At 45.8% G+C, this 16,745-nt stretch carries 13 protein-coding genes, 1 tRNA gene, 1 rRNA gene, 2 pseudogenes and 1 other annotated feature; all 17 genes and pseudogenes read right to left on the bottom strand.

Annotated features, from left to right (window positions below):
* Positions 1-192 precede the first annotated feature (192 nt).
* Positions 193-2,034 carry a beta-glucoside-specific PTS transporter subunit IIABC gene (locus tag ACJ28U_RS01540; RefSeq protein WP_407618176.1) on the bottom strand — a complete coding sequence of 614 codons (1,842 nt, stop codon included), beginning with the start codon at positions 2,032-2,034 and terminating at the stop codon, positions 193-195.
* A 119-nt stretch (positions 2,035-2,153) separates the two neighbouring features.
* Positions 2,154-2,447: pseudogene (locus ACJ28U_RS01535) on the bottom strand (PRD domain-containing protein); the annotation flags it as partial.
* 90 nt (positions 2,448-2,537) lie between these two features.
* Positions 2,538-3,005: pseudogene (locus ACJ28U_RS01530) on the bottom strand (CAT RNA binding domain-containing protein); the annotation flags it as partial.
* A 263-nt stretch (positions 3,006-3,268) separates the two neighbouring features.
* On the bottom strand, positions 3,269-4,732 hold the full coding sequence (locus tag ACJ28U_RS01525; protein WP_407618175.1) for a glycoside hydrolase family 1 protein: 1,464 nt from the start codon (positions 4,730-4,732) through the stop codon (positions 3,269-3,271).
* A gap of 4 nt (positions 4,733-4,736) precedes the next feature.
* Complete coding sequence (locus ACJ28U_RS01520) at positions 4,737-5,639, bottom strand: ROK family protein (protein ID WP_108729990.1); 903 nt, start codon at positions 5,637-5,639, stop codon at positions 4,737-4,739.
* Positions 5,640-5,648: 9 nt separating this feature from the next.
* Positions 5,649-6,842, bottom strand: coding sequence for an MFS transporter (locus ACJ28U_RS01515; RefSeq protein WP_407618174.1), 1,194 nt, complete (start codon positions 6,840-6,842; stop codon positions 5,649-5,651).
* A gap of 176 nt (positions 6,843-7,018) precedes the next feature.
* A tRNA-Leu gene (locus tag ACJ28U_RS01510) sits at positions 7,019-7,102 on the bottom strand.
* Positions 7,103-7,166: 64 nt separating this feature from the next.
* Positions 7,167-7,502: a hypothetical protein gene (locus ACJ28U_RS01505; protein WP_407618173.1), complete on the bottom strand. Its 336-nt coding sequence runs from the start codon at positions 7,500-7,502 to the stop codon at positions 7,167-7,169.
* A 77-nt stretch (positions 7,503-7,579) separates the two neighbouring features.
* A complete protein-coding gene (locus ACJ28U_RS01500; protein WP_407618172.1) occupies positions 7,580-9,763 on the bottom strand; it encodes a Tex family protein in 2,184 nt (727 codons plus the stop codon).
* A complete protein-coding gene (locus tag ACJ28U_RS01495) occupies positions 9,763-10,206 on the bottom strand; it encodes a hypothetical protein (RefSeq protein ID WP_043709240.1) in 444 nt (147 codons plus the stop codon). The genes ACJ28U_RS01500 and ACJ28U_RS01495 overlap by 1 nt, the downstream gene beginning before the upstream one ends.
* 109 nt (positions 10,207-10,315) lie before the next feature.
* Positions 10,316-11,605: an O-acetylhomoserine aminocarboxypropyltransferase/cysteine synthase family protein gene (locus ACJ28U_RS01490; protein WP_407618171.1), complete on the bottom strand. Its 1,290-nt coding sequence runs from the start codon at positions 11,603-11,605 to the stop codon at positions 10,316-10,318.
* Between the two features lie 53 nt (positions 11,606-11,658).
* Positions 11,659-11,925: a binding site (T-box leader), on the bottom strand.
* Between the two features lie 180 nt (positions 11,926-12,105).
* Complete coding sequence (gene hpf / locus ACJ28U_RS01485; RefSeq protein ID WP_010374259.1) at positions 12,106-12,666, bottom strand: ribosome hibernation-promoting factor, HPF/YfiA family; 561 nt, start codon at positions 12,664-12,666, stop codon at positions 12,106-12,108.
* 161 nt (positions 12,667-12,827) lie between these two features.
* A complete protein-coding gene (locus tag ACJ28U_RS01480) occupies positions 12,828-13,502 on the bottom strand; it encodes a ComF family protein (RefSeq protein WP_407618170.1) in 675 nt (224 codons plus the stop codon).
* Entirely contained in the window at positions 13,492-14,778 is a 1,287-nt protein-coding gene (locus ACJ28U_RS01475; protein ID WP_407618169.1) for a DEAD/DEAH box helicase, read from the bottom strand. The genes ACJ28U_RS01480 and ACJ28U_RS01475 overlap by 11 nt, the downstream gene beginning before the upstream one ends.
* 94 nt (positions 14,779-14,872) lie before the next feature.
* Positions 14,873-15,757 carry a phosphate ABC transporter substrate-binding protein PstS family protein gene (locus ACJ28U_RS01470; protein ID WP_099088336.1) on the bottom strand — a complete coding sequence of 295 codons (885 nt, stop codon included), beginning with the start codon at positions 15,755-15,757 and terminating at the stop codon, positions 14,873-14,875.
* A 238-nt stretch (positions 15,758-15,995) separates the two neighbouring features.
* On the bottom strand, positions 15,996-16,421 hold the full coding sequence (locus ACJ28U_RS01465) for a hypothetical protein (protein ID WP_099088337.1): 426 nt from the start codon (positions 16,419-16,421) through the stop codon (positions 15,996-15,998).
* Between the two features lie 227 nt (positions 16,422-16,648).
* A 5S ribosomal RNA gene (rrf, locus tag ACJ28U_RS01460) occupies positions 16,649-16,745 on the bottom strand; the annotation flags it as partial.

Here is a 16,745-nt window from a genome sequence, read left to right as displayed (position 1 = left end):
TGTAATTATGTTTTTTATCTCATGTTTACACTTTCTGTTAGTAAGTGCTGATAAAACACAGTTTCGTACGTTTTGTAAGCGTTTGCGTATAAACGACCAATTTGTGCATCTATTAACAACCAGTCGTTGTCCGGTATTGTGTACAGAATTTTAAAAAAATACCGCATGAATTAAAATTCATGCGGTATTAGACTAAACAGTTTGTAAATTCAATACCCAGGCATTACGAGCCTCAGTTTCTGGTGTTTCTGAAATCGTGTAGTTCGGCGTGTTAGTCACAATCATCATGACCGTCGTATCATAACCTGCGGCCGCAATCGCAGCACGATCAAAGGTTACCAACTTGTCACCTGCTTTAACCTTCTGTCCCTGTTCAACAAATTGTTCAAAGTGTTGGCCGTCCAATTGCACGGTATCAATCCCGATATGCAATAAGATTTCTGCACCCGCACCCGCATCAGTCACCAAGCCAATGGCGTGCTTACTTGGATAGACCGCCGCCACCGTTGCATCGGCTGGTGCAACCAAGTCATTATTGGTCGGTACAATTGCGAGTCCCTTACCCATCGCTTCACTAGCAAAGACGGGATCTTTAACTGCTGACAAAGGCAGGATGGTTCCCTGAATTGGTGCATTGAGTTGCTCACCAACACTAACTGTTTCATTTAAATCCGTGGTTGTTTGATCTTCAGCTGGCACACCAAAGAAATAGGTGAGTACCGTCGGAATAATAAATCCAACCCCCAATCCAATAACTGCAGACATGAAACCAGGTCCAATAAACGTTGGCACACCAAGCAAACTAACCAGCGTCATAGCGGTTGCTTGTGCGCCACCAACGGCTGCGATGGCCCCACCAATTGCGCCACCAATGACCGCAAAAATAAATGGCTTCTTGAGCTTCAACGTCACCCCGTAAATACCAGGTTCTGTGATACCCAGCAAAGCTGACAACGTAGCTGACCCTGACAATGACTTCAACTTCGTGTTCTTCGTCTTCAAGAAGACACCTAGTAGCGCACCTGCTTGAGCAATGACAGCAACTGTCAAAATGGGTTGCAACGGATCATGGCCTGATACCGCAATCGTATTCGTAATCACGGGCACAAACGTCCAGTGCACCCCAAAAATAACGAACACTTCCCAAAGCGCCCCCATAATGGCACCCGCAATTAATGGCGCAACATTGTAAATCGCTTCAACAGCACCTGACAAGACCGTTCCAACACCGGTCCCCAATGGTCCAATGGCCAATACGGTAATTGGCATTAGCAACGCAAGTGAGAACATCGGCGTAAAGATATTGCGGACCGATTCGTGGAAGAACTTATCAAAAACCGGTTGAATATATGACAGCAACCAAATTGCCAACAAAATTGGAATCACACTTGAGCTATAAGTGGCACTGACCACTGGGATGCCAAAGAAGTCGAGTTGCGTCTTGCCACCCATTGCTGCAACCAAATTGGGGTACAACAACGCAACGGCCAAGCCAATCGCCACAAACTCGTTCACCTTTAACCGTCGTGCCGCCGTTATGGCCAGAAAGACCGGCAAGAAGTAGAAGAAGCCATCCGCAGCTGCATACCAAATTTGATACGCACCACTGGTTTCTTTCAGCACCCCTGTCACGCTGAGTAAGGTTAACAATCCTTTCAGCACACCAGTTCCCGCCATCGCCCCTAAGAATGGCGTGAAGACGCTTGAAATGAAGCCAATGAAGCGATTAATCAGCGAATCCTTTTCAACTGGTTCATCAGTTGTGGTTGCTGACTCACCCCCATTTCCCAAACCAGCCAACTTTGATAATGGTTCAAAAACATTCGCCACCGAGTTACCAATCACAACTTGATATTGACCAGCCGATTGCACAACTGTCACAACCCCATCAAGATTCTCAATCTTTTCGGTTTGGGCTTTCGCTTCATCCTTCAACTTAAATCGTAAGCGGGTGGCACAGTGCCACGCCGTGTTGATGTTTTCCTGACCACCAACGTCCGTCAAAATTTCTTTTGCTAACCCCTCGTAATCCATCACGTTTCCCCTTTTTGAAACACAAAACCCGCAAGAAAACACGTCACATAGCGTGCTTTCTTGCGGGTTTTGCCTAATTAAATAGTAACAATCCCATTGTGAGATTTAATTGGCCCTAACTATTGCGCTAAGGTCGATTGCAGTACACGATTCAAGTGTACCGTTAGATAAATACGTTCATTTTCAGCAACTTGTTTATGGGTCTTATCTTCGATGTAGGCAATCACTTTGTCGGCCAAGTCATACGCGTTTGGATATGACCGTTGGACGTGCTGTAACATGACCGCATCGATATTTGCATTACCCGTACGATTTTCTTCGTCATATAAACGATCTAAGAAAAATCGTAAATGAACAAGCAAGCGTTGATAATTAATATCATTTTCATCAATCGTCTGTCCAACCGCATAGCGGATAATGGTCAACGCATCACTGATTAACGTTGTGATTTGACTCGCGCGTTCATTTGCCAAATAGCCATTCTGCTTATCGACAAACTTCAATGCAATGAACCCCGCCTCATCGTCAGGTAGCGCCACGCCGGTTTGTTCAAGAATCGCCGCGACGGCCCACTCCCCAATTTGATATTCCATCGGATAATAATGACGGGTTTCCCATAGTAAGTTGTTATGCACCACAATTTGCTGTTTGGCTTTTTCGATGGCATAACTGATGTGATCAGCCAACGACACCAATAGATATGTGTTGAACGTTGTGTGTAATTGGGCCTCTGCATGACGCAAAATATTCGACGCCATCTCGATAACCAGCGGTGAGATTTCACTAGCTAAATCGTTAAACGTCCGGCCCCAATGTTCATCCTGCGGCAAGTACCGCGTATCAATTAATGCTTCTTCAACAGCATCACCTCGCTTCTTTTGAAATCCAATGCCACGGCCTATAACCACAATATCTTGCTGCTTGTCTTCAGCCAGTAAGACATTATTATTGAAAATTTTCTTGATCAGCATCAATATCCTCCCAATAGAAAAGACCAAACAATAAGCCCGTGCCTGCATGCCACGTGATTTCAATACTTATCATTCGGTCTTGCCCAGTTCAATTTTGGTTACAATCCGTATCACTGACTACATGTTAGCATCTTTATGTAAGCGTTTACAATAAGATTTATAAATGAGCGCAAAAAATAACTTGTCTGAGGTCAAAAAGCGATACGGCTGCATTAAACATAAAAAACAAGGCGTCCAATCGCTTGAACACCTTGCTAATTTCACTAATCCAATGCGGTCCCATTCGTTGCGATAACGCGTTGGTACCAATCAAAGGAATCCTTCTTTTGTCGGTTCAACGTCCCGTTCCCGGCGTCGTCTTGATCGACGTAGACCATCCCATAACGCTTTGACATTTCTGAGGTTGAGAATGAAACGAGGTCAATAATGCCCCACATGGTGTAACCCATTAGGTCAACACCGTCGATAATTGCCTCACGCATTTGTTCAATGTGTTGACGCAAATAATCAATGCGGTATTGATCATGAATTTGACCATCAGCTGCAATTTCATCAACGGCACCCAGGCCGTTTTCAACAATAAACAATGGCACACGATAACGGTCCCAAAGCTCATTCAGCGTAATCCGCAACCCAACTGGGTCAATTTGCCAGCCCCAATCAGAGGCAGCCAAATAAGGGTTACGACCACCAGTTGCCATATTACCGAGTGTTTCGGCCTCCCCATCAGTCGCACTCGTCACCGTTGTCATGTAGTAACTAAAGCTCAAGAAATCAACTGGGTTGGCCAAAAGAATCGCCTCATCTTCGTCAGCCATGTCAATCTTGATGCCATGCGTTGCAAAATAGCGGTTCATGTATTCTGGATATTCACCACGCACCTGCACATCGGTAAAGAATAGGTTTAGTTCGTCTGCCAATTGGGCTGCCCGCACATCGGCTGGATTTGGCGTTGCCGCATACGTTTGCATGCGTGCCAACATCGATCCAATTTGTGCGTCTGGATCAATCTCATGCAATTGCTTGGTCGCAATTGCACTGGCAACAAATTGGTGATGCAACGCTTGATAACGTAATTGTAGTTGATCATCAAACGGCAAGCCGGCATCAACCACACCAGTTTCGTGGAAACCAAACGTACCTGTATTGATTTCATTAAATGTTAACCAATAGGTCACCTTGCCCTTATAACGCTTAAAGACCGTTTCAGTAAAGCGATTAAAGTCAGCAATCGTGGCTCGATCCAACCAACCGTTTCGCGTAACGGTTAGGTGAATTGGGCTTTCGTAGTGGGACAAGGTCACCACGGGCTCGATACCATATTCGGCCATCTTATCAAAAACCTTATCATAAAATGCCAAGCCCGCTTCATTTGGCGTGGTCTCATCCCCATTCGGGAAAATACGTGTCCAGGCCAACGACAAACGAAATGCCTTAATTCCTAGTTCGTGCATCAAGGCCAAATCCTCTTCAAAACGATGATAGAAATCAACCCCACGTCGCTTCGGATAATTTTCATCCGTTGCATCAGCGATAGCCACTTCAATGTCTGCAAGGGTAATATTACCCAAGTTCATTTCCGTTCGCTTTTCAGCCTTCATCACCACTTCTGCGGTGCTAATTCCCTTGCCGTCAGCCTGCCAGGCTCCTTCGTATTGATTGGCGGCAGTTGCACCACCCCAAAGAAAGTTCTCGGGGAATCCTGTTGGCATTGTTGACTTGTACATATTCTTATACCTCCTGATTAAGTTGCATGAGTAAGTGATAAACGGCGCCGAATAAGTTCGCATCGTTGGCAAATTTACCGGCGACAATTTCAGCTGGTGTCAACGTCGCCTTCACCAGTTCATTACCGTTAAAGAACGCAAGGTACTTTTCGCGGATGCGTTCAGCGACGATTGGTTGCGCGGAAATACCCCCACCGATCACAATCCGTTGAATATCGGTTATCGCTTGAATGTTTTGAATTAATAGGGCAATTTGATTCGCATACGCATCAAAAATTTCATTCGCTGCTGGCTCACCCGCATTAATGTGTTCAAAGACGGTCAACCCATCATCAATTTCTGGCAATTGCAACTGGGTCCCGATGCGCTTAATCATCTCAACGGCAGACCCGTGCAATCCAATTGAAGTCTCCATCCCTGTTTCAATCTGGCCAAAGATAAAGCTTAGCTCACCGGCTTGATAGTGCGTGCCGTATACTAGCTCACCATTCAGAACTAATCCGCCACCGACACCGGTGCCGAGGACAATCGCCATACCATCTGCCACATCGTTTAACTCACCAAGCCATAGTTCAGCTAGCGCGGCTGCTTTACCATCATTTTCGACCGCTACTGGTAAATCAAGTTGGAGCTCATCCCGTAGATTAACCCCGTCCATAAAGGTCAACGCGCCCCCACCTTTGATTGTGTCTGTTGGATGGGCAACTTTACCAGGCACACTGAATGCCACCCCTCGAATTTGGCCAGCATACCGATCAATTACCTGGTGTAACTGAACTAGGAATTCAGGCAATCCAGTCGTTACGGTGCGTTCGTTATACTTTTCAATGATATTTCCGGCGCGGTCAATCAAGCCCACCTTTAACCGGGTCCCCCCAACATCGATTGCTAAATAATTTTTCGTCATGATCATCCCCTACTTTGCATGCACTGGTTTTGGTGCGCGTTCTGGCTTCTGCAAAGATGCAGTCACCAAAGTAATGACAGCTAATGCCAGCACCATCAAACCATCAACGCGCATACTAAACAGCGCTGAAGTGTCTCCGAACGCCGAAGCAATTAGTTGGAACACATATGGGCTCAAGAAAACCCCCATATTAACGGCAACTAGCAAAATCGTTGAGCCCAAATTTTGTGATGCTTCGTCCGTCTTGGCTGCTACGGCTGAGTAAATGGCTGGCACTGCCATACCAAAGGCCAAGCCATAAACTGCAATCGCTACCCCCGACAAAATCAGGTTTTGACTCATACTTAAGACCAGCACCATCACGGCCCCTGCTAAAGTACCCAAACCAATCATATAGCGACCCAAAATTTGCTTAATTGTTCCAAAAATTACCCCCGCGACAAAACCTGTAGCGGCGCTAATACCTGAAATCAAACTTGCTTCAGCAGCTGTCCCATAACCGGCTTGTTCGAATAGGGGCGCAATTTTAACGGTCATCCCAAAGTACGTCACGAACAAAATAAACATAAAGATGCCATAGCCAATCATCGTCGCGTTCAGCTTTGGCTTTTGCGTACTAACCGTTGACGTTGAGGCACCTGTAACCGTTGGCGTTTTGTCTGAAACAAACAAACCAAACATAATCAGTGGAATCACGCCTAATGCATACACGCCAAACGTCATGTGCCAACCAAATGACATCAGATAACCGACCAACCAAGTAAAGATGGTTGTTGCAGCGGCTGCGGCGGCATTCTCAAAACCAATCAAGCGATCACGTTCTTTGCCTTCGTAGTAAATCGAAATCAATGAAATCGCTAATGAATTAAACAATCCTACACCAGCACCAAACATGAAACGTGACGCCAATAAGACCGCGTAGTTTTCCGTGAACATGGGAATAACCCCCGCAATCACAGCGATTGCCACACCTAATACCACTGTCTTTTTGTTACCAATCAGCCGTGTTAAAAAGTTAGACAATAAAATAAATAGCAGAATACCAAAACTCGTCACTGACATCAATAATTCAATCGACGCTTGCGACTGGTTTGGTAAATCCTTCATAATCATTGGTACTGTTACCTGTACTGCTGCAGCTGCATTCGTCAACGTCGCAATTGATAACAACGATGCCTTAAACAGCCAACCATGCTTATCCATGATGTAACCCCCCGTATCGTAACAATCTTTCTACGAGGTCTATTGTATTATGTAAGCGCTTTCTAAAAAGGGTGTTTCTTGCTTAGTGCTGAGTTATTTTTTGACATTTGCTGGCTTTTTGAACAAAAAAATCCCATCAATTCGGCAAAACCAAATTGATGGGATTTTATGTTTTATGCGATTGGCGGGGGTCGAACCCGCACGGTATCTCTACCACAGGATCCTTAATCCTGCGCGTCTGCCAATTCCGCCACAACCGCATGTCTGTGCTAAAACTATCAGCACAGATTATATTATCAGATATACCGATGATATGCAAGTCGCTTAGATCTCGTCATCCTTGTGCTGACGCGGTTGCAAGACTTCTGGTTGCTTATCTGGTTCTGCAACATCCTCATACTTTAGCACGATGTCTTCATCAGCCGGTGTGACGTCCTTACGTTCTTCTGGTTCAACCGGTTCTTCCGCTTGTTGTTCTGTCTTGTCCTTCGCGAACAGACCGGTCACCTTATCCTTGATTTCATCAACCTTTGCATTAATTTTAGCTTGATTCTCAGGATCAGCGAGATACTCCCCATCCTTTTGTGCCTGTGCGCCAATTTCCGACACCACGTTACCGGTTGTTTTTGCGGCCTTACTTAATACGTCTAAAAATGCCATGTTTTCATTCCTCCTCATTGTTGCTATTATACCCGGTTGCATCAAAAAAGAGCGAACAATTCTGCTCGCTCTTTTGCTTAATTTTCCTTTGGTGCAACCATCGACAGACCGATACGTTCACGTTTTACATCCACGTCAACGACCCAAACCGTCACAATGTCACCAACGGCCACGATCTCATGTGGATTCTTGACCATTCGCTTGGCCATCCGTGAAATGTGGACCAGGCCATCTTCGTGGACACCTAAGTCGACAAAGGCACCGAAGTCAACCACGTTACGTACGGTTCCTTGCAACTGCATCCCCGGCTTCAAATCCTTCAATGACAACACATCCGAACGCAAGACCGCTCCTGGTGCATCGTCACGTAAGTCACGTCCTGGATTACCTAGCGAGGCAATCACGTCTTGCAAAGTTGGTAACCCAACCCCAAGTCGATCAGCCGTAGCTTGGTTATTAAAGCGCCGCAACGCTTGACCAGCTTCAGCTCCCGGCGTTGTCACACCCGCCTCTTTCAACAAGGCTTCCGCAATTTTGTATGACTCAGGGTGAATATCCGTGTTATCCAACGCATTCTTAGCATCTGGTAAACGCAAGAACCCAGCAGCCTGTTCAAAGGCCTTAGGACCAAGCTTTGGCACCTTCTTTAATTGCGCTCGTGATGTAAATTGACCATTCTCGTCACGATACGTCACAATATTAGCTGCCGTGGTTTTCGTCAAACCAGCGATATGAGTCAACAATTGTGGTGAAGCCGTATTCAAGTTAACGCCAACCTGGTTAACGGCCGTTTCCAGGACCGCATCCAATTCAGCATCGAGCTCTTTGGTTGGCAGATCGTGCTGATATTGCCCCACGCCAACTGCCTGCGGATCAATTTTAATGAGTTCTGCCATGGGGTCTTGCAAACGACGGGCAATTGAAATTGCTGAACGTTGCTCAACCTGCAGGTCTGGGAACTCTTCTCGCGCCACATCGCTAGCTGAATAGACAGACGCCCCGGACTCATTAACTACTACGTATTGCAAATCAGGTAAGTCTGACTTGATAATGTCCGCAATAAACGTTTGTGACTCACGCGATGCCGTCCCGTTACCAATCGCTACCAGTGAAACACCATACTGCTTAACTAGCTTGATAATCGCCTCTTTGGCCCCCTGCGGATCGTACTTGGCAGCGCGGTGCGGATAGATAACCGCCTTTTCCAGGAACTTACCGTTTTCATCAACCACAGCCAACTTTGAACCAGTTCGAATCCCTGGGTCGAATCCTAGTACAACCCGACCACGCAACGGAGCTGCCATAAGTAGGTGATACAAATTCGTACCAAAGACCTTGATTGCATCCCCAGCTGCCCGTTCGAAAAGCTCTTTACGCAATTCGCGTTCAATAGCGGGACCAATAAAGCGCTTATAGGCGTCATTGGCCGCCGCGACCAAAACATCGGCTGCCTCACCCGTTTTTGAACCAACCAAACGGAACTTCAAATAACGGGCAATCGCTTCAGCGTCCGCTTCGATACTACCCGACAAAACGCCTTCATTCTCACCACGGTTGATGGCCAAGATTTGGTGGTTTGCCACTTTGCTGATTGGCATACTGAACTCATAGTACAGCTTAAAGACTTCTTGGGTATCCTTGTCACTCGCACCACGCTTCAGTTTTGAAACTAGGTGACCATTATCACGCGTGTACTTACGTGTCCAATCGCGTAACCCTGCATTTTCACCAATCACTTCCGCAAAAATTTCATGCACGCCGGCCATAACTGCCGCGATATCAGGCAAGTCTTTCTCTGGGTTCACAAACTTTGCCGCCTCGGCTTGCAAGCCAGTCGTTGGAAACTTTTGCACCAATTGTGCCAATGGCATCAATCCGGCTTCCTTAGCAATCGTTGCCTTGGTACGGCGCTTTTGCTTATAAGGCAGATAAATATCTTCAACTGCTTGCATCGTTTCAGCCGCCGCCAAAGCTTTCAACAAGTTAGGCGTCATCGCCTTTTGCTCAGCAATTGCCTTTTGAACGGTTTGCTTACGTGCTTGCAAATCTTCTAAACGCTTCGTCACTGCCTGGATATCACGGATTTGAACTTCATCCAAATTTCCCGTGACTTCCTTACGGTAACGCGCCACGAATGGCACCGTATTCCCATCGGCCAATAATTCTGACGTCGCCGTCACTTTCGTTAGTGGCAACGCTAATTCTTTTGCTACTGCACTCGCAATATCAATTGTCAGTGCGTCGTTTTCCACCGTCGTCATTACATTGCCGTCGTCAAAATACGACGTACTTGTACCAAGAACTTCTCCATCAATGAGTCTTGATCAGCCTCTGATTGCTTGAACTTGTCCATATCGATTGATTGGTCAGCAACGTTCAATGATTCGGCCATTGCTTCAGTCGCAGCAGCGTATTCCGTAAACGTCTTCTTCATTGATTGGTGCAAGCCCATCAAACGAACGGGTGCAGCCATGGCGTTAATCTTAGCTGATGCATCCTTGTACACTGCCACTGCCTCATCAAATTCAACTGAAATTTCTTGGAAATCAGCCTTTGGCATGTCCGCAACTTGGTCAGCCTTAATGGCATCATCAAGCTTCTCGAAGAATGGTGCAACCTTGTTACCAGCATCTTCAGTTGATTGGATAACTTGACCCAAGTTAGTTGCATATTGTTGTGGTGACACGAACTTCATCTTAGCCATGAATAAATCTCCTCTTGCCATTTAGGCGGTTAACTTTTTAAACAATGCTTTTATTATACCAGTTCGCCACCACAAAATAAGCCCACCTCATACATCGGTGGGCAAACAATTATGATTCATTTACCGCCAACTGCAACGCCTGGTCAAGATCCGCAATCAGATCAGCCACGTCCTCAATTCCAACTGATAAACGGAGCGTTTCAGGTCGGGTCCCTGACGCCAACAGTTCTGCCGGACTTAGTTGCGCATGTGAGGTTGAGGCCGGATGCAAAATTGATGATTTCCCTTCACCAGACGAAGCGAAGTGCGTAAAGACTTGGACACTATCCAAGACTTTTCGACCAGCTGACGCCCCACCAACAACCCCAAAGGTGAAGATTGATCCCGGTCCCTTTGGTAAGTATGTTTGCGCCAACTCATAGTATGGGCTGTCAGGTAATCCCGCATAATTTACCCACGCCACAGCCGGATGTTGGGCTAAGAATTCAGCAATTTTCTGGGCATTGTCAACGTGGCGTTGCACACGCAATGATAATGTCTCTAGTCCCAGCAAAATTAACCAGGCATTAAAAGGAGATAAGGTTGCCCCAGAATCCCGCAACAAATTATAACGAATCCGATTGACGTATGCAGCGGTGCCAAACTTTTCGGTATACACTAACCCGTGATAACTTTCGTCAGGTTCTGTTAGACCCGGGAATTTGTCATTTTGCGTCCAGTCAAAATGACCGCTATCGACCACGATGCCACCCAACGCGGCCCCGTGACCTGATAGGAATTTCGTGGCAGAGTAAACGACAATATCAGCGCCAAAATCAAATACACGATTAAGGTACGCTGTTGCAAATGTATTATCCACAATCAATGGAATACCAGATGCATGGGCAACTTCGGCTAAGGCGCGTAAATCTGCGATGTTTGAATTTGGATTACCAATTAACTCAATGTAAAGTGCCTTTGTATTCGGCTGAACGGCCGCCTTGACTGCTGCCAAATCATCGATATCCACAAATGTCGTGGTCACGCCGCGCCGAGGGTACGCTGTCGCCAACAAGTTGTGGGTCCCACCATATAGCGTGTTCGCAGCAACCAAATGATCACCCGCAACCGTGATATTTTCTAGCGCATAATTAATCGCTGCCATTCCCGATGCCACCGCAACGGCCCCAACACCACCTTCAAGCTCAGCCAAACGCTTTTCAAGTACTTCGGTCGTTGGATTCGTAAAACGAGTGTACAGCTGTCCGGGCTTATCCAAAGCAAATTGTTCTGCAGCGTCTTCTGCGCTGTCATAAACATACGAGGTGGTTTGATAAATTGGCACGCTGGTTGCGTGGGCCTCAGCGTCGGGCGTGTAGCCACCGTGAAGTGCGATTGTATCGAAGTTTAGTGCTGTCATTTGTCTATTCCTTTCTATGCAAAAAAGCCCGTTCCTCCCCAGTTACTCACTGGAATAGAAACGAGCTTGTCGTGTTACCATTCTATCTTTATTGCCCCAGTTACCCGAGTCAACCTTACAACGTGCGGTCAGAGCGCGACATGATGCGATGACGATACGCGTGTCTGTTAACGGAGACCAACCCGTAAATCGCTCATGAACTTGCCACTTACGATTTCCAATCACAGGCCATTTTCTTTGTCGTCTCCCCAACTGTTTCACACCAACCAACAGCTCTCTGTTTGGCGAACGATAAATACTTTCCTGATCGCTTTGTTTCTCATTGTTTTCTAACAGTTTTGATTGTAAACTCTCACTTACTTTATGTCAACGCCCGTATCAAACAAAAACCGCTGATCGATGCCCTATCATCAATCAGCGGTTTTATTTTTAATGTGCCGTGTCCCATAACCACACCACTTTATTATAGGTTTTATGCGTAACGCCTAATCTCTTAGTAATTATGCTTCAGTGTCCAACAAGGCATACTTGCCATCGCGACGCTTGTATACGACAGCAGCCGTATCAGTTTCAGCATCTTGGAAAATGAAGAACTCGTGGCCCAACAATTCCATTTGCAAAACTGCTTCTTCAGCATCCATTGGCTTCAAAGCAACATGCTTTGTGCGTACAATGTCCAAGGCTTCAGACTCTTCTGCCTCAAGTTCTTCCGGTGCAGCTGCAAAGTCCAATTCTTCAATACCCTTGTAGCCCTTCTCACGTGACTTACGGTTGACCTTAGTCTTGTACTTACGAATTTGACGCTCCAACTTTTCAGAAACGAAATCAACTGTTTGATACATGTCGGCTTGCGTATCTTCAGCACGCAACAACAAGTATGGCAATTGGATCGTAACTTCAGTCTTGAACGTACCTTCCTTGTATGAACGAACGTTAACGTGGGCAACATACTTTGCGTCATCGTTCAAGTAACGCTCCAAGCGTGACAAACGCTTCTCGATGTAGTCGGTCATTGCATCAGTGACCTCAATGTTTTCACCACGTACCTTAAATTCTAGCATAATCCTGTCTCCTGTCTGACTAGATTTGCGTGATGCTATGTCCCCATAACACGTGATCACGCAGTTCCCAAAGTATCGGTCTAGATGTCCTTTCGGTAACTATATTGTAACACCAATATGACAATAAAAGAAAGCGTTTTCATACTCTCTTCATGAACATATCATCTTGCTAACGTGACTGTGCATATTTGGGTCGCACCACTTTCATACAAACACGACGTTGCGTGACGTAACGTGCGTCCTGTCGTATAAACATCATCAACTATACAAATTCTTTGTCCAGTTAAATCAAGATTTTCTGTGACGAGGCAGAACGGCTGCGTTGTCTGTAAACGCTCCCGCCGTGTTTTCATAGATTGTACCGCCTTACTGGTTGAGATACAAGTTAAAATTTCATTTATTTCACATTTTTCTAACCACGCACTCACTTGATTGAAACCACGTTGGCTTTGTGTCTCCGCTGTTATTGGGATTGGCACAATCATAGTCGGTGCAACTTTAACCAACCTTTGCGCGAGCGTCTCCTGAAACACATCCCTTAAATGATAACCACCTTGAAACTTATACTGCTTAAAGTACTGTTGCATCTGCTCATCATAGGCAAATAAAGCTTGATTATGAATAGGCGGGTATCCTGCTGCTAGCCAAATCTCGCACTCAGCACAGGGTGAAATTTGGCTTTGACAGCCACATTCAGCACACACTGGTCCCGTAATCCGCGTGAACTGGTGTCGACACACTTCGCAAATTGATAACATCTTTGGCTGATGAAAGATGAAAAAATCAGCTAAAGACCATTCAACTTGCTGTACCCGCCCGCACAATTCACACGTCATACTGTTTTCCTTTCATGTTTAAATACCGAATCTCGTTCCGGGCTTGGATCACCGTTCGCGTTCGTTCGGTAACCCCTGTCCAAACTTTACCGGTTGGCCGAGAAGCGCTGCGTCCACAACGTCCTGCAATTTGAATCAAAGCTGCTTGACTAAAGACAGGGTCGTCAGCGCCTAAAATAATCACATCAATGCCCTTAAACGTCACCCCACGTTCCAAGATGGTTGTCGTAATCAATACTTGCAACTCACTTGCTCGCATCGCCTGTACCTTCGCCTGCCGGTCAGGGTCGCCAGCATGTGTCGCCGCAATTTTAAGCGATGGTTGCAACCGCGTTATCTCGTTCAGTGTTGCGGTTAAATCAGCAACATGGGGCACAAAAATTAAAAAGCGTTGTTTTGATATAACATACGCACGGAGAATGCGCTGAATACGCCACGATAATTTTTTGCGCCAATTACCAATCTTAATAATCGAAAAATTTGGTAGCGGTTGCCCATGATACCGGCGGGGCAACAAACTAATCAGCAATCGTTGTTTGCTAACTTCGCGCAATAGTCGCCCACTTGGGGTTGCCGTAAGATAAAAATGACACCCTTGTGGCTTAGTTGCTCGCTGTACGGCACCTTCTAATTGCGCATTTTCAGCGTAAGGGAACGCATCCACTTCATCCACAACAATCACATCAAATGCTGCCTGAAAACGCAGCAACTGGTGCGTAGAGGCTAATACCAACTGTGTATAACGATACGTCTCTGGTGAATCGCCATAGAGAACCACGAAATCCGTTTTAAACGCATCACGCAAACGTGGCGCTAACTCCACAATCACATCCACCCGCGGTGATACTAAGGCAATGCGCTTTCCTGCCTGTAAAGCCGATGTCAACATCGGAAACAGCATTTCGGTCTTTCCCGCTCCGGTTACTGCATAGGTTAAGTGTGAACGCCCTGCTTTAAGTGCCTGTACCTGTTCATCTGCCACTCGGTGTTGAGCCGGCGTTAACTCACCTTGCCACTGACAGGGCATTGCATCCGTTTCAAAGACATTTGGCTCTGGTATAGTTGCCAAAAATTGGTCATCTGACAACCGACCTAAATTTGCACAAGCCCAACAGTAGGCACTTGCTGGTGTGCGCCATATCGCATCAATTTTTGTGGCACACCGCTGGCATATACCATCTTTAATGGCTGGTATCGTCACGGCTCCCGCAGGTAGTGCTTCTATTTGGTCGCGTCGCACAGGTACCAAGCGACCATAGAAATCTGATTCATCCATTCTTGTACTACCACCTCCACTGACTATAGACGGCTAACACACAAAAAATTCCAAAAAAAATGCCGACTCACTGGCCGGCAATTATTTCATTTACTTATTTACTTTTCTTAACATCACCGTCAGCGTTCTTAACAACGTTCATATCAGAAACTGGAATGTACCCAAGTTTCTTAATGGTCTTCTTCATTGCTGAAGATTTCACGAACTTAATGTAGGCCTTGGTATTCTTGTCTGTCTTCTTTACCGTATACATATGCTCGTATGCCCAAATTTGCCACTTATTTGATCGGACATTTTTATCAGTTGGGGAAACTTTATCAATTGATAGCGTTCGTAAGCCCTTGGCATTTGGCCCACTCGTATATGAGAAGGCCAGGTATGAGATAGCACCCGGTGTCTTGCTGACAATTTTTTGAACTGCTCCGTTATCGTCTTGCTCTTGGGCAGTCTTTGTATCCTCACCGTTCATGACTTCGTGTTCGAATGTGAACCGAGTACCTGAACCTTGCGCACGATTAATTAGGACAATCTTTTCATCTTGACCGCCAACGTCCTTCCAGTTCGTAATCTTACCTGAGAAGATATCACGTAACTGATCCATCGTTAACGACTTAACTTTAATATCATCATTCACAACTGGTGCGATACCGACAACCGCCACCTTATGGTCCTTCAACTTCTTTGCATCAACACCATCTTTTTGGCTAGCAAAAATATCAGAATTACCAATTGTGACACCGCCTTTACCAACTTGGCTTAGACCGGCACCTGATCCACCACCTTGAACAACGACATTTACACCGGCATGTTTCTCTCCAAACATTTCGGCAGCCTGCGCAGCTAACGGTTGTAGGGCTGTTGACCCAACCGCCATGACGCGGCTATCAGAGGCTGCATGAACAGCACCTCCACTCACCAATCCCCCGGCTAATACTAATGCAACAGAACTCCCCACAGCAAGATACAACTTACCCTTCATGACAATCTCCTAACGTTTGACTAGATATTATTCGAGTTAGGTCGCAGGTTCGAAGCTTGGTAGTAGTAGCAGTTAGAGACGTTCTCCCCTACGACACTTATTAGTATAGAGGTAATTTGTAGCGGCTTTGCCGGGGTTCTGTTTAGATTAGATATTAGTTTTGTAAGATTATTCTTTACAAAACAAAAGCGGCGTCAATCTGCCAAGTTTGTTTTAGCAGATTGACGCCTGGAACGATTTATTTGATTAGAAAGACAATGATCAACATAATTAGAATTTCTACAATACCCTTGATGACCAGTCCTCTGTATGCCTTATAATACTGCTCAGCCTCAACAATAATTGTCTCGTACTCAGTCTGTGTATCTCGCGTCATCCCATTGTCTATCTCGAACACATAATCTTGGTTTTGATAGTTATCCGGATTTTTATTGCGCCACCGACTCAATGCCCAATACATGAATACCGTAATTAAAAAGCGAAAGATTGCCAGTGCCACTAAAGCAATCGCTAAATAGCCAATATACTTTAAGGCCGTATCTGATAGCGGCGCAAATAAATCGATTACATGCGTTATCACAGCCAAAACGACTGGAATCTCAACAGCACGTTGATCATCACTAATCTGGTTATGACCTTGTTTGACATGATATGAGACTTTCATCGCACCGTTCGCTCCTTTCGTTTTTTATCATAGCAGCTATTTGTCTAAAACCTCCGACATTCCCAGTCTGCTTTATTACGTATCATTGGTGGCTGTACTTTAACACATAACCTGGCTATTTTAGCACGAGATTAAGTCGCCTGGGTGCATCGGCCTTCTGCACCGATGTTTTACTTTATTTTAAGACAAAAAGAAAACCACACCCGAGTTGGGTGTGGTTTCAAGTTGCATCGCGACGTCCTATCCTCGCAGGAAGCGATCCTCCAACTACTTTCGGCGCTATTGAGCTTAACTTCTGTGTTCGGTATGGGAACAGGTGTGACC

It is taken from the genome of Weissella sp. MSCH1, from assembly GCF_045799135.1.
Taxonomy (GTDB): domain Bacteria; phylum Bacillota; class Bacilli; order Lactobacillales; family Lactobacillaceae; genus Weissella.
This window is presented reverse-complemented; position numbering and strand designations above follow the sequence as displayed.

Bases quoted from the DNA above. Each gene is read 5' to 3' on its own strand.
- ACJ28U_RS01515 (WP_407618174.1), bottom strand. From the start codon at position 6,842: ATGGATAAGCATGGTTGGCTGTTTAAGGCATCGTTGTTATCAATTGCG.
- ACJ28U_RS01520 (WP_108729990.1), bottom strand. From the start codon at position 5,639: ATGACGAAAAATTATTTAGCAATCGATGTTGGGGGGACCCGGTTAAAG.
- ACJ28U_RS01470 (WP_099088336.1), bottom strand. From the start codon at position 15,757: ATGAAGGGTAAGTTGTATCTTGCTGTGGGGAGTTCTGTTGCATTAGTA.
- ACJ28U_RS01475 (WP_407618169.1), bottom strand. From the start codon at position 14,778: ATGGATGAATCAGATTTCTATGGTCGCTTGGTACCTGTGCGACGCGAC.
- ACJ28U_RS01540 (WP_407618176.1), bottom strand. From the start codon at position 2,034: ATGGATTACGAGGGGTTAGCAAAAGAAATTTTGACGGACGTTGGTGGT.
- hpf (WP_010374259.1), bottom strand. From the start codon at position 12,666: ATGCTAGAATTTAAGGTACGTGGTGAAAACATTGAGGTCACTGATGCA.
- ACJ28U_RS01490 (WP_407618171.1), bottom strand. From the start codon at position 11,605: ATGACAGCACTAAACTTCGATACAATCGCACTTCACGGTGGCTACACG.
- ACJ28U_RS01500 (WP_407618172.1), bottom strand. From the start codon at position 9,763: ATGACGACGGTGGAAAACGACGCACTGACAATTGATATTGCGAGTGCA.
- ACJ28U_RS01495 (WP_043709240.1), bottom strand. From the start codon at position 10,206: ATGGCTAAGATGAAGTTCGTGTCACCACAACAATATGCAACTAACTTG.
- ACJ28U_RS01505 (WP_407618173.1), bottom strand. From the start codon at position 7,502: ATGGCATTTTTAGACGTATTAAGTAAGGCCGCAAAAACAACCGGTAAC.
- ACJ28U_RS01465 (WP_099088337.1), bottom strand. From the start codon at position 16,421: ATGAAAGTCTCATATCATGTCAAACAAGGTCATAACCAGATTAGTGAT.
- ACJ28U_RS01525 (WP_407618175.1), bottom strand. From the start codon at position 4,732: ATGTACAAGTCAACAATGCCAACAGGATTCCCCGAGAACTTTCTTTGG.
- ACJ28U_RS01480 (WP_407618170.1), bottom strand. From the start codon at position 13,502: ATGACGTGTGAATTGTGCGGGCGGGTACAGCAAGTTGAATGGTCTTTA.